Below are 12,612 nucleotides of genomic sequence, written 5' to 3' on the forward strand. Positions count from 1 at the left end.
TCCGGGGAGCGGCGGGATCGGGCCGCTCCGACATCCCCACCGTACTCCGGCCCTACGGCGCCGACCTGGCGGGTGACGAAAGCCGTGGTCGGGGCCGGTGCGTCAGCACCACTCGATCAGGAAAAGGGTGGCGTCATCGCTCGTGCGACCGCCCCGCTTCTCCTTCAGGACGTGGGAGAGCGCGCGCACCACCGCCCGCACCCCGGCCTGCGAACGCTCGACGCGGTTGACCCAGTCGATGAGCTGTTCCTCCCCGAACTGCTCCCCGCCGGGCTCGCGCTCCTCGACCAGGCCGTCGGTGAAGCACAGGACCCGGTCACCGTGCCGCAGTACCCGCTCGCTGATCACCGGCTCTTCGCCGCCGAAGCCGACCGGCAGGGTGGTCTCGCTCTCCAGCCGCTCGACGACGACGTGGTCGCGGATCAGCAGCGGCTGGGGATGGCCGGCGTTGACCCACTGCAGGTGGCCGGTCAGGGTGTCCAGTCGCATCATCTGAGCGGTGACGAAGTGGTCCGGACCGAACTGTTCGGCGATGGCCCGGTCCATGAACGCGTAGATCTCGGCCAGCCCGATGTCGGCGCGCCGGGCGTGCCGGTACGCGCCGATGGCGACGGTCGCCATGGTCGCGGCGTCGAGCCCGTGGCCCATGGCGTCGATCGTGGCCACGTGCAGGAGGTCGTCGTTGAGCGCGTAGTCGAAGCTGTCGCCGGCCACCTGGTAGGCGGGTTCGAGGATGCCGGCCACGGCAACCCGGTGGACGGTCATCGACAGCGGCGGCAGCAGCGACCACTGGATCTCGGCGGCCACGCTCATCGGTTCGAGGCGCCGGGCCTGGAAGATCCGGTCGGTGTAGCCGCTCTTGGTGATCAGCAGATCGGCGACCAGGGCGGCGAGGCGCCGCAAGAACCGCCGGTCCTCGTCATCGACGGCATCCAGCGTGAGGGCCAGTACCCCCGCCTCGTCACCGCCGTCCAGCAACGGCAGGTACACCCGCACCCCGTCGGCCCGCCGTTCCTCGACGGGGACACCCCTCAGGAAGGCCGCACCCGCCGGGGAACCGTCGATCGGCACCGGCTCCCCGGCCGCCAAACCCCGCCCGAGCAGCGGCACCAGCACCAGCTGGCCGTAGTCCTGCAGCAGGAGCGCCGGGTCATGGCCTCCGAGCCCGCGCACCACGTCGGCGACCAGCGGGGCGATCAGTTGGGGCGGCAGCTCATGGGCCCGATCGAGCAGCGCACCCAGCAGACGTTCGCCGCGCACCTCCGACCGGTCCGGCCCCGCTGCGCCGGACGACCGCTCACCGCTCATCCTCGCTCACCGCCGTCCTCCTCCGGTCGCGGCACTCGGCACCGGCTCGATCGGCCCCGACACCCCGCGCAGCCCGCCGGGGCGGGTCCTTCCATTACGCCCGACGGCAGTGCATTGCGCCCCCGCTCCGGTTGCGGTTCTGGTTGCGTCCGCCTCCGTCCATTGCCGTTCAGAGCCTTGGTGGCGGGACGCTCCGCCGCAGGCCAGGACACATGCGGACCATGCCGGACAGCCGGACAGCCGGACAGCCGGACGAACATGTGGAGAGCGCGTTGGGTTCACCCCCTCACGAGTTCGAATCTCATATCCTCCGCCTCTGCCCGGCAAGGCAGCCGAAGGCCCCGACCGGGTTCTTGGGTTCTCTTGGTCGTCGCAACACCCCGGCTGAAGGGATGCAATGGACTTCTAGATCCGCAGTGACCGGAAGCCGCAGGGCCGTAGGAAGCTCCGCGCCGAGCAGGAGGCGGGCGGGCGAGGCGGTGTGGCGGGCGTCATGGGGGCGGGCGTCATGGGCGGCCGTCGCGGACGCCGGCCTCGCGCAGCGCCCGCCGATGGCGCCCTGCGCGTGCCCGGCACACCGGGCCGGAGGAGGTCCCTTCTCTCCGTGCCTGCCGCCGGACCGTTTCAGCCACCACCCCCGTCGCCGGGTGAAGCCCCGGTGATGGCCTGCGTCTGCCGCCCGGTGTACGGGTAGATGTTCCAGCTGGCGCCGACACCGGGGTTGCCACCGCCGCGCCCGAACACCCACTGGCCATGGCCCCGAACGACGAACCGCTGTGGGGGATCCTGGCCCCGGTGAGCAACTCGGCAACCGGGCCGGCTCCGGCTTCGCGAGCAGCCGGAACCGATCCGGCGCCCGGGAGAACCCCCGGGTCCGACGGCCGGGTCCGCCCCGGCGGCGGCCGGATCAGAGGTTGAACATCCCGGTGTACGGCTGGGTGATGCGCTCCTGTCGTGATCCGAAGTCGACCAGTACAGCGGCGTCGCCTTCGACGCCGATGACCCGGCCGAGGCCGTAGGCGTCGTGGGTGACGCGGTCGCCGACGGCGAAGTGCTTGCGTGGCGCTTCGGCCCTGGCTTTGAAGGGGCTGGTGGGAAGGTGCCGACGGACTGCTTCAGGTTTTCTCATCCGTGCCAGTATGCGCCGCGGGGACCGGGGTTGGGTCTTCCGCAACACTCGAATTCCGAGGAGTCCGATATGCCGGGTGTGTCGCACGCCACCCCTCGGGGCGCGCGCACGGGAGACGGCCGCCGGGCGACCGCCGCACCGGGGGGACGGCCCGCAGCCAGATCAACTGCCCAGCCAGCGCCACCCGTTGACGGATCCGGCGGCCCAGGTCCGACGGCGCCGGGGACGGCCCCTCCGAAACTGGGACGAAATTTCCGCCCACAGCGGGCCCGGGGCTGCTACAGTCGAGGTAGTTGCAGTAGTGGTTCCCATGAACTTTGTGTGCGCCTGCTTGTCGCGGGCGCATTTTTGTTTTCCGGACATATTTCCGGGCGGGCGCTCATCGCGGCGACTCAGCGCCCGCATCGTGCGGGTGCCGGAAGGTCCTTGAAGGAGATTTTTCACATGGCTAACGGCACCGTGAAGTGGTTCAACGCGGAAAAGGGCTTCGGCTTCATCGAGCAGGAGGGTGGCGGTCCGGACGTGTTCGCCCACTACTCGAACATCAACGCCAATGGCTTCCGCGAGCTGCTCGAGGGCCAGAAGGTCGAGTTCGACGTCACGCAGGGCCAGAAGGGCCCGCAGGCCGAGAACATTCGCCCGCTGTAGTTCCCACTGCCACGGCACTCGCCTGGCAGCGAGAGGCCCGCACCGGATACCTGATGCCCGGTGCGGGCCTCTCGGCATTGCGCCACCATGCCTCCACGGTTGTTCCGGCCCCAGGCCGTCCGGCCCAGCGGCCCCGCCACCGAGGGCCCTCCCGCACGGGACGCACAGCGCCACGTCCGGATCCGCGCCTCGCCACGGCAGTCCATGGTTCGAGGTCTTCCGCTCCCGTCCTTTCGGTGAGTGCCGACCACACGTGACGTGCCGCACGGTTCCGACCGTCCACGCCGCACCCGTCACATCTCCGGCCCGTTCCCTGCGGTCTTCTGCGGTGCCCTGCGCCGCTGACGCCTCCCCCGCGACGCGCCGCCCCGAGGAAGGCCTCCCGCATGAACCGTTCCAGTCGCTCGCCGCGCCACGCCGGCTCCCGATCCGCGCCGGGCAGCAGCACGGGGTCCTCCTCCCGGCGGGAGTTCGCGGTGCCGGTGAGCGTCGTGCCGGCGCTGCCGGCCGTCGAGTCCTTCGACGAGCTGGACATGCCGAAGGAACTGCTGTCGGTACTCACCCGAAAGGGCGTCACCTCTCCCTTCCCGATCCAGGCCGCGACGCTGCCGAACTCACTGGCCGGACGCGACGTGCTCGGACGGGGCCGCACCGGCTCCGGCAAGACCATCGCGTTCGGTCTCGCCGTGCTGGCCCGCACCGCCGGGCAGCAGGCCGAGCCCCGGTGCCCGGTGGCGCTGATCCTGGTTCCCACCCGCGAGCTCGCGCTGCAGGTCACCGAAGCCCTCACCCCCTACGCCCACGCGTTGCGCCTGCGGATGACCGCCCTGGTCGGCGGGATGCCGGTCCGCCGCCAGGCGCAGGTGCTGAACCGCGGGGCGGAGATCGTGGTGGCCACGCCCGGCCGGCTCAAGGACCTGGTCGAGCGTGGGCTCTGCCGGCTGGACGGGGTCGGCGTCACCGTCCTCGACGAGGCCGACCAGATGGCCGACATGGGCTTCCTGCCGGAGGTCACCGAGTTCCTCGAACGGGTTGCCGAGGACGGCCAGACGATGTTGTTCTCCGCCACTCTGGACCGCAACGTCGACCGCCTGGTGCGGCGCTTCCTGAAGGACCCGGTCACCCACTCGGTGGACCCGTCCGCAGGAGCGGTCAGCACCATGGAGCACCACGTGCTGCACGTGCGGAACTCCGACAAGAACGCCACGATCGCCCACATCGCCGCCCGCGACGGCAGGGTGATCATGTTCATCGACACCAAGCACGGCGCGGACCGCCTGGTCGAGAACCTGCTGGCGAGCGGTGTGAAGGCCGCGGCCCTGCACGGCGGCAAGTCCCAACCGCAGCGCACCCGCACCCTGGAGCAGTTCCGCACCGGGCAGGTGGCCGCGCTCGTCGCGACCGACGTCGCCGCCCGGGGCATCCACGTCGACGGCCTCGACCTGGTCGTCAACCTGGACCCGCCCGGCGACCACAAGGACTACCTGCACCGCGGCGGACGCACCGCCCGGGCCGGCGAATCCGGCACCGTCGTCACCCTGGTCCTTCCCAGCCAGCGCCGCGGGATGAACCGGATGATGACCACGGCCGGCATCACCCCCGTCACCACCGAGGTCCGGGCCGGCGACGAGGAGCTCACCCGGATCACCGGTGCTCGCGTCCCCACCGGCGTGCCCGTCGTGATCCCCGACCCCGTCGTCGAGCGGCCGCGCCACAGCCGGCCGACCGGCCGGAACCGTCACAGCCGCCCCGCCCCCGCCGCCCGCGTCCGGCAGACCGCCGACGGCTCGCGCGGCACCTCCTCCCGGTCGCGCAACGGATAGTCGCGAACCACCCGGCGCGCCCCGTCATGGAGAGCAATCCGATGACGGAGCCATCACGAATCGGCGAACGTCCCTCTCGTCGGCGCAGCCCGAGGCTTTGATGTCCACCACCCCCGCCCGGGCCCCGGGCCGCGAGCCCGGCGGCCCGCCCCGTGCCGACCCGTTCTCCCAGAAGGGTGCCGCGCCCATGGCCTCCGGAGCAGTAGTCCTGACGAAGGCGTCCCCCACCGTCTCCCTGGACAAGCACGGCGTGACGTCCGGTCTCGTCCGGGTCAACCTGAACTGGACCTCGGCACAGGCCGCCGCACAGCGGGAGGCCGCAGAGGCGCGAGGCCTGTTCCGGAGGGTGCGGGCCTCGCTGCGGGCGGGAACGGCCAAGGACGTGGACCTCGATCTCGGCTGCATGATCAGGTTCACTGACGGCAGCAAGACCGTCGTCCAGGCACTGGGAAACTCGTTCGGCGCGGTGGAACACTTCCCCTACGTCGCGCTGGACGGGGACGACCGGACCGGCGCGCGGGCCACGGGCGAGAACCTCGTGATCAATCTGGATCACCAGGCCGAGTTCTCGAAGCTGCTGCTCTTCGTCTACATCTACGAGGGCTCCGGGGACTTCCGCGGCCTCGACGCGGTGGTGACCCTCAGCTCCGACCGCGGCGACCGGTTCGAGGTACGCCTCGACGAGTGCCCGCCGCAGGCACACGCGTGTGCGATCGCTCTGATCAAGCGCCAGAAGGGCGAACTCGTCGTCGGGCGCGAGGTGAGGTGGTTCACTCCGCAGGACGGCCCGGGCATCCAGGACGTGATCTCCCGGGCGTACCGGCTCGGCATGAAGTGGACGCCCGGACGCAAGTAGTCGGCCGACTGCAGATCCGAGCCCGCCGGGATCCGGCCCGGGTGGACGCCGAAGCGCAGGCCCGACGGCAGGTCGAGCGCGGCGGCGGCCATGCGGTCGGCGTCGCCCGTCTCCCGCGCCCGCTCGTTTGTGAGGTCCCGGCGTCACGGTGTGAGCTCACAGCCAGGACGATATGGACGAACCTTTCTCCATATCCCCCAATCCGCTCCGATTCCGGAATCAGCCGGGTCTGCCACCCGATCGTTTGCGGTGCGCCCCGATACCCCGCGGATCGCCGCTCGGGCCCTGAACGTCCGACCCGCCGACCCGCCGACCCGCCGACCCGCCGACCCGCAGGACACCTACCTCCGCGGGGGCGACACCGTCCACCGCCGGAACACCTACGGCGGCAACGGCGGGTTCCTGGAGACCAACGGCGTGACCACGGCAGGCGGCGGCCCGGGCCTTGGCCGTGTCCCTCGTCAGTCGTCGATCATCCCGCCGGCGAATCGTGCCCCCGCTTCGATGTCGTCGTGATGCACCCGTACGTCCTGGATGCGGAGCGCACGCATCAGGTCCACGGTCCGTATGACGTACGTCCGCCCGACCTTGCGCAGAGCACAGGGGAAGTCACCGCGTCGGATCCGCCGGTACGCGGTGGCCACGCTCAGGCCCAGTGCGTCCGCGGCGATCCGCAGCCCGACCTCCGACGGGAGGCCGAACAACACCGAGAACGGCACGGACTCGTCACGACAGCCCCTCACGGGCGGACCCTCCTGTCTCCGGCATCTCGAACAAGGCAGGCTGCTCGCCCAGCACACGACCGGCTCCACGGTGCGGCTGCCCGGCGCGGGACCGGCTGGACCGACGGACCTCGCGCACGTGCGGCAGGAGGCCCAGGCGATGGGCCAGCGCGCCCAGGCGTTCGCCCTGCGCCCGTTGGAGCAGCCTCCCGGACATCGCACCGACGGACACGACATCGTGGGCCGTACGGGCCGCGAACAGGGGCTCCGCCGCTTCCCCCACCGCTTCCCACTCCCCCACCGGAATCTCCTTGGACCCTCGCCGCCCGGTCCGCCATCCGGCGGCGAACGCCGCGTCCATCAGATCCTGCTCGATGTCCTCCGACCTCTCCCCGATGGTCCGCGCGCCTTCCAGGACCCCCACCAGAAGCGCGGATCCCACATCGGCACGTTCGGCCCCCGTCCGACGGACGATCGCGTACGCCGCTCCGCGCAGCCGGGGCGCGAGCAGCCACACGGCGGTCAGCGTCCAGATCCGTTCGCCGTCGGCCTCCGACTCCTCGCGGACGTGGTACCCGACATGACGCCAAGCGGCGATCCGGCCGGGGTCACCGGGCGTGCCGTCGCAGGCACGGCCCTTGAGGTCGTCCGGTGAAACGGGCACACCGGCCTCGCACGGTGTTGTCGGCCCGCACGGCAGCACCTTGTCGACGCGATATGCCTCGACGCGCCTGCGGACACCCGCGAGGACGTCGGAGGTCGGTGACACCTGGGAACAGCCGCGAGCAGTCATGGGTGCTCGTCACCGCTTCCGTCCTCACCGGCCGCGTAGAGGTGGCCGCTGCCCGTGTGGACCGGCCCCCGGGACTCCCCGACGAAGGTCCCGGAGAAGTCGCCGTTGACGTTCCCGATTCCCCCGTGCTGCAGGTGCTGGATCACCTGAACGCCCTCGGCCTGACGCCGGGCCTCCTGCGGCAGGGCCGGGGCCCGCCGGTACCCGTTGCTCCGCGCGGCCGCGGTGAGTTCGGGCAGCAGTTCCACGAGGTCACCGGCCAGCTTGCCGAGGTCCGCGTCCGCGTTCCGGTGGTCGAGCCTGCGGTACTGGCAGTCGGCGAGCTCCGCGATCTCCGCGGGAAGGTCCTCGCGTCGAAGCCGCTTCGCTCCGCCGACCAGCAGGGGAACGACGACGGCACCGGTTTCGAGGGCCTCGGAGATCTCCCGCCGGGTCCAGTCCTCCGCGTCCTCCAGCAGGCTCCGCCCACCGGAGTCCTCCGCCTCCAGCCACCGAGGACCGATCACCGCGAGCAGCACGCTGCTGCGCCGGACGGCCGTGAGCAGTTCCCGGGGGAAGCGGCTCCCCGCTCCGATCGACTTGCTCGCCCGGAAGACGTTCGCGGTGCCGAACACCCGCGACAACTCCCGGTCCACGAGTGTGGCGGTCGCCTCCTCGTCACTGGTCCGGTAATTCACAAAGATCAAAGGCATGCAGAATTCCGTCCTGCTCGCACAGCAGTGTCCTTATGGGCTGCCGACGTTCCCCCGGCCGCCCCTGTCGCACACTCTGGCACCGCCGGGCAGCGACCCGCAGGGTAATTCCGTGTTTCCCGTTTCCTTCTTCCCGGCAGCCGGTGATGTCCACCGGTCCACGGCCGCGACCACGGCAAACACCCCTCCCGCAAGCCGCGTTGAGGAGATGGCCGCAGTGGAGGGCGGTCTCGCCGAATTCCCTGCACCGACAGACCCGACCGGCTATCGTGACGACGACCGACCAAAGGGAAAGCATGCTTTCGGAAACCTTGCACGCAATCGCGACAGAGGCCGGTTTCGCCGTCGTGAAAACAGCTGGAACCGCCCACTGGCCGTCGTTTCTGCACCACCTGGCCTGCTGGCTCGCCCGGGAGGGCGGACAGGACGAACGGTCGGAGCGGGCCCGGCTGGCAGCGACCGCCGTCGAATTGCGGACGGCGGACGACACGGAGGCATGGGCCATCACCACGCGTCGCATCGTGGCCTGGCAAAACCGGTTCATCGACCTGCTGGAGCAGCTCGATGCCGGCGAGCGCGAGGCGGCGGCATCGCGTCTGCGGCGTCTTGTGCGCGACCACTCGGTGGGGAGCACCGGGGCGGCCGCCCGCCCCGCCGCCACCACGCGCCAGAACCTCCACCTGCAGGCCCACGGCAACCTGTTCGCCGTGGGCGCCGGCAACCTCACCGTCCATGTCCCTCCCGCCCCGGATCCGCCGGGCGGGCCGGGACATCCGGACCTGTTCCACCCGGACACCGCCGACAGGGACCGGCAGGCCGTTCACCGGGTCAAACGGCGCTTCCTGCGGCGCGCGGACCGGGAACGACCGGCGTTCGGACTGGCCACCAGCCCCCATGCGCAGGGCCTGTTCGGGCGGCTGGTCGCGCAAGACGCGCCGACGACCATCGTGTGCGAGGGCTCCGCGGGCATGGGGAAGTCGACCGTGGTGGGCGAAGTCGTCGCGCTGGCGGAGGATCAGGGCTGGCCCGTCCTGCCCTTCCGCATGGACGAAACAGAGGCGGACGACCGGACGGCCGAGGCGGTGGGACGGCGCCTGGGCCTCCCCGCTTCACCTGCCACGCTGATCGCCCGGGTGGCGAGCGGCGCTCCGGCGCTGCTCGTCGTGGACCAACTCGACGCGGCGAGCAGCTACAGCGGTCGCATGCCCGATGTCTTCGAGGCCGTGGACGAGATGCTGGAGACACTGGCCGAAGCACCCAACGTCAAGATCGTCCTGGTGGCCCGGACCGTCGACGTCGAGAACGACCCGCGCCTGACGAGCCTGGTCAGGCAGGAGAAGACGACCGAGCGCTTCCGACTGGGACTCCTCGATGACGAGGCCGTGCACACCGTCCTCGAAGCGGACGGCACATCACCGCAGACACTCGGCGGGGACACGCTGGAGCTCCTCCGCACCCCTCTGCACCTCGCGGTCTTCGGCAAACTCTCGAAGAACGCCCGAACGGCGCCCTATCAGAGCCTCCAGGGGCTCTACGCCACGTACACGGAGGAGACGCGCCGCGAGGTCGAACGGTCGCTTCCCGCCCAGGTCTGGTCGGACATCACTGGCCGGCTGGTCGACGAGATGAGCCGACGCGAGACCCTCACCGTCCCCTATCCGCTGCTGGACCGGTTCGCGAGGGGCGATCTGGCCGTACTCGTCTCGGCCGGAGTCCTGTTCCGAGCGGACAACGACCGCATCGGGTTCTTCCACGAGACGTACTTCGACTACCTCTTCGCCCGTTCCTTCGTCGGGTCCGGTCACGACCTCCACGACTTCCTCGCGGCGAGCGGCCAGGCCCTGTTCCGCCGGGCACAGACCCGGCAGGTGCTGGAGCACCTGCGGAACACCGACCGCGCGGAGTTCCGGCGCACGGTGGTCCGCCTGCTGACCTCGGGCCTGGTCCGACCGCATCTGCATTTCGTCGCCCTCTCCGTGCTCGAGGACCTCGACGCCACGAGCGAGGACTGGGCCGTCCTCGACCCGCTCGCGTGGGGCGAAGGAGTCACCGCGGAGCGGTTACGGGGCCTGCTGGGCCGGCCCGCGTGGTTCGACGCGGCCGATACGGGGAGGTGGGAACGGTGGCTCGCCGACCCGCGGACGGTCCCGCTGGTCTTCCGGCAGCTGGAATGGTGCACCGAGCGGCGACCCGAGCGCGTCCTGGAACTCCTCGAACCGTATGTGGATGCCGACGATGCGTGGCGTCAGCGGATCCGCGACTGGGTCGGCAAGTGGCCCTCACCGTGTTCCGTCGACCTGGTCCGCAGGCTCATCGACCGTGGCGACTTCGACGACGACACCGACTGGCGTTCGGGCACCGGTGTGCGGTTCTGGGACCTCTTCGAACAACTCGCCCAGCAGGACGCGGCCTCCGCAGTCCGGATCCTGGGGTCCTTCCTCACCCGGGCGCTCCGTCGGACCGCCGCTGCCGGCTACAGCGACCCGTTCGATTCCGGTCACCTGCCCACGCCCGGCGGATCCCGGGTGGGCGCCCTTGTCTCCGAGACGGCTGCGGCTGTTCCCAGAACGACGCTCGACCACGTGCTGCCGTTCGTGATCTCCGTTGTGGAATCGAGCCACGCCGCCGATCCGGAGGCAGAGATCCCGCAGTCCCGATGGACGCATCCGCCTTCCCCGTTCGAACCCGACATCAGCGATGCCCTGTACGCGGCAGCGCACGATGCCCTGCGGACGCTGGCTGAACAGGAACCCTCCGCCGTCGCGGAGGTGATGGGAGTCCTGGCGGCAGGTGAGGGGTGGGCCCTGAACTTCCTCGCCTGCCGGACCTATGCCAGGTGGAACCGGCCGGACGAGGCCCTGATGTGGTTGACGGCGGCCTCCGAACGCCTCCGTCTCGGGTGGCTGGACAGTCCCTACTGGGCTTCGCGTGAACTCATCGCCGCGGCAACTCAGCGCTGCCGGGACGAAACGCTGGTCCAACTGCTCCGGACCCTTCTCGGTCATTACCCGGAGCACGAACGCACCCTCAAGCACCGGGGCCTCTTCGGGCGCGCACAGTATGTGCTCCTCGAAGCCGTCGACGGGAGACGCCGGACCCCTGAGGCAACGAGACGCCTCGAGGAACTGAAGCGCAGATTCCCCCAGAATGCCCTGCGCGAGCCACGCCCGGTGGAGGCCGACTTTGTCGGGCCACCGATCGACTCCTCCGCCGGCAACCACATGACGGATACCCAGTGGCTCCGCGCGCTGAGGAAACACGTCCAGGAAGGCATCGACTGGAGCAGCGACCGTCCAAGGGGCGGGGCCACCGAGCTGGCTTCGCTGCTCGAGACCGCAGCCCGCCACCGGCCGCAACGGTTCGCCCGCCTGGGGTGCCGGTTCGACGGGAGCATCCCGCCTCCCGCGTTCGCCGCCGTCATCGACGGAGTCGCCGGAAAGGTGCAGCCCGGCCACCTGATGGATCTCTGCACGCATGCCCGCCTCCTCGTCGGCGAGTACGTGGGCCGGACGATCTGCAGGGCGATCCTCAACCGGGCGGCGGACGTAGCGAACCATCCTGCCTCGATCAGCCTCCTGGCCGATTGCGTCGATGACCCCGACCCCGCAGCTGAATCGGCCCGAACCGAGTCGTACCGCGGGAAGTACTACTACGGCGGAGACCTCCTGACAGCGGGGATGAACTCCACACGAGGGGCAGCCGCCCTTGCCGTCGGGGCGCTCCTCAGAACGACGGACGCACCGGTACAGGCTCTTCTACCACTACTGGACCAGCTCGTCCGCGACCCGATCACGGCCGTACGAGTATGCACAGCGGATGCGGTGACCGCGCTCCTGTGCCTCGCTCCAGCAGAGGCGTTGGAGTTCTCCGAACGTCTCTTCACCGGAGCCCCGGTGGATATCCACGGTGCTCTGACCACTCAGAAACTCCTCACCCGCGCCCTGCTCCACGACACCGAGCGCTTCGCGCCGGAGCTGATCCGGGCACTCGAAGGCCCTGAAGGAGCGGCCCGTCACGCCGGAGCCACCTGGTCTGTGCTGGCGATGCAAGGCCGTCTGCTCCCACGCCTGCCCCAAGGGCCGGCCGCTCTGACCCCTGCCGCCCGCCGGGGCGCCGCCGAGATGGCCGCCAGTGATCCGGCCAATGGCGCACCGCTGCTCCGACAGATGTTCCATGACGGCGATGCGGCGGTGCGTGAGGCGGCAGCGCGCTCGATGCGGGCTGCCGCCTCGTTGCCCCCGGAAGCCTCGGAGGAGCTGGTCGATTCGTTCCTCTCCAGCCCCGCTCTCTCCGAACACCCGGAGACCTTGGCCGTGTCACTCTCGCAATCGACTCTGCGTCTGCCTTCCTGGACGCTCCAAGCGTGTCAGGCGCTGGCAGCCGTCTCGGCGGAGGGCAGCAGGACAGGTCAACGCGGATACGCCCTGATCCAGCGGTACCTGATCAAGACGGTACTGCGCCTGTACCGCCAAGGCGGACCCGCGACCCGTGCCCAGTGCCTCGACATCATCGACGGCCTCTACCGCGTGAACGCGCACGACCTGAGCACCGCGCTCCACGGCGAACGCTGAGCTCACAGGCCGGAGGCCCGGCCCTCGGGGTGGGGGTCGGGCCTCCGTGGGCGCCCGGGGCAGGCGGGCG

At 70.6% G+C, this 12,612-nt stretch carries 9 protein-coding genes; 4 read left to right on the top strand and 5 right to left on the bottom strand.

Translation table 11 applies throughout. The features are described 5' to 3' along the window. Window positions 1-102: 102 nt before the first annotated feature. Entirely contained in the window at window positions 103-1,308 is a 1,206-nt protein-coding gene (locus ACFCLZ_RS18185; RefSeq protein WP_380285963.1) for a PP2C family protein-serine/threonine phosphatase, read from the bottom strand. 907 nt (window positions 1,309-2,215) lie between these two features. Next, window positions 2,216-2,437, bottom strand: coding sequence for a hypothetical protein (locus tag ACFCLZ_RS18190; protein WP_380285964.1), 222 nt, complete (start codon window positions 2,435-2,437; stop codon window positions 2,216-2,218). 444 nt (window positions 2,438-2,881) lie between these two features. Between ACFCLZ_RS18190 and ACFCLZ_RS18195 the strand changes: the two genes are divergently transcribed. The 3 genes from ACFCLZ_RS18195 (at window position 2,882) to ACFCLZ_RS18205 (ending at window position 5,764) form a co-directional block, all read left to right on the top strand. Beyond that, window positions 2,882-3,085, top strand: a complete 204-nt coding sequence (locus ACFCLZ_RS18195) for a cold-shock protein (protein ID WP_030918248.1) — start codon at window positions 2,882-2,884, stop codon at window positions 3,083-3,085. Window positions 3,086-3,471: 386 nt separating this feature from the next. Next, window positions 3,472-4,908 carry a DEAD/DEAH box helicase gene (locus ACFCLZ_RS18200; RefSeq protein WP_380285965.1) on the top strand — a complete coding sequence of 479 codons (1,437 nt, stop codon included), beginning with the start codon at window positions 3,472-3,474 and terminating at the stop codon, window positions 4,906-4,908. 100 nt (window positions 4,909-5,008) lie between these two features. After that, window positions 5,009-5,764: a hypothetical protein gene (locus ACFCLZ_RS18205; protein WP_380285966.1), complete on the top strand. Its 756-nt coding sequence runs from the start codon at window positions 5,009-5,011 to the stop codon at window positions 5,762-5,764. Between the two features lie 461 nt (window positions 5,765-6,225). Here ACFCLZ_RS18205 and ACFCLZ_RS18210 read toward each other — a convergent pair whose 3' ends face one another. Genes ACFCLZ_RS18210 through ACFCLZ_RS18220 form a run of 3 tightly spaced genes read right to left on the bottom strand, consistent with a single transcriptional unit; the run spans window position 6,226 to window position 7,971 of the window. Further along, on the bottom strand, window positions 6,226-6,507 hold the full coding sequence (locus ACFCLZ_RS18210; RefSeq protein WP_380285967.1) for a helix-turn-helix domain-containing protein: 282 nt from the start codon (window positions 6,505-6,507) through the stop codon (window positions 6,226-6,228). Further along, a complete protein-coding gene (locus tag ACFCLZ_RS18215) occupies window positions 6,491-7,279 on the bottom strand; it encodes a hypothetical protein (protein WP_380285968.1) in 789 nt (262 codons plus the stop codon). The genes ACFCLZ_RS18210 and ACFCLZ_RS18215 overlap by 17 nt, the downstream gene beginning before the upstream one ends. Next, a complete protein-coding gene (locus tag ACFCLZ_RS18220; RefSeq protein ID WP_380285969.1) occupies window positions 7,276-7,971 on the bottom strand; it encodes a toll/interleukin-1 receptor domain-containing protein in 696 nt (231 codons plus the stop codon). Before ACFCLZ_RS18220 ends, ACFCLZ_RS18215 begins: the two co-directional genes overlap by 4 nt. A 269-nt stretch (window positions 7,972-8,240) precedes the next feature. On the opposite strand from ACFCLZ_RS18220, the gene ACFCLZ_RS18225 reads away from it, so the two are divergent. Then, a complete protein-coding gene (locus ACFCLZ_RS18225) occupies window positions 8,241-12,542 on the top strand; it encodes a hypothetical protein (RefSeq protein ID WP_380285970.1) in 4,302 nt (1,433 codons plus the stop codon). Window positions 12,543-12,612 lie beyond the last annotated feature (70 nt).

The sequence above is a fragment of the Kitasatospora purpeofusca genome, from assembly GCF_042691725.1.
Classification (GTDB): domain Bacteria; phylum Actinomycetota; class Actinomycetes; order Streptomycetales; family Streptomycetaceae; genus Kitasatospora; species Kitasatospora purpeofusca_B.

Excerpts from the sequence above, each read along its gene's own strand:
- ACFCLZ_RS18185 (WP_380285963.1), bottom strand. The coding sequence starts at position 1,308 with ATGAGCGGTGAGCGGTCGTCCGGCGCAGCGGGGCCGGACCGGTCGGAG.
- ACFCLZ_RS18190 (WP_380285964.1), bottom strand. The coding sequence starts at position 2,437 with ATGAGAAAACCTGAAGCAGTCCGTCGGCACCTTCCCACCAGCCCCTTC.
- ACFCLZ_RS18195 (WP_030918248.1), top strand. The coding sequence starts at position 2,882 with ATGGCTAACGGCACCGTGAAGTGGTTCAACGCGGAAAAGGGCTTCGGC.
- ACFCLZ_RS18200 (WP_380285965.1), top strand. The coding sequence starts at position 3,472 with ATGAACCGTTCCAGTCGCTCGCCGCGCCACGCCGGCTCCCGATCCGCG.
- ACFCLZ_RS18205 (WP_380285966.1), top strand. The coding sequence starts at position 5,009 with ATGTCCACCACCCCCGCCCGGGCCCCGGGCCGCGAGCCCGGCGGCCCG.
- ACFCLZ_RS18215 (WP_380285968.1), bottom strand. The coding sequence starts at position 7,279 with ATGACTGCTCGCGGCTGTTCCCAGGTGTCACCGACCTCCGACGTCCTC.
- ACFCLZ_RS18220 (WP_380285969.1), bottom strand. The coding sequence starts at position 7,971 with ATGCCTTTGATCTTTGTGAATTACCGGACCAGTGACGAGGAGGCGACC.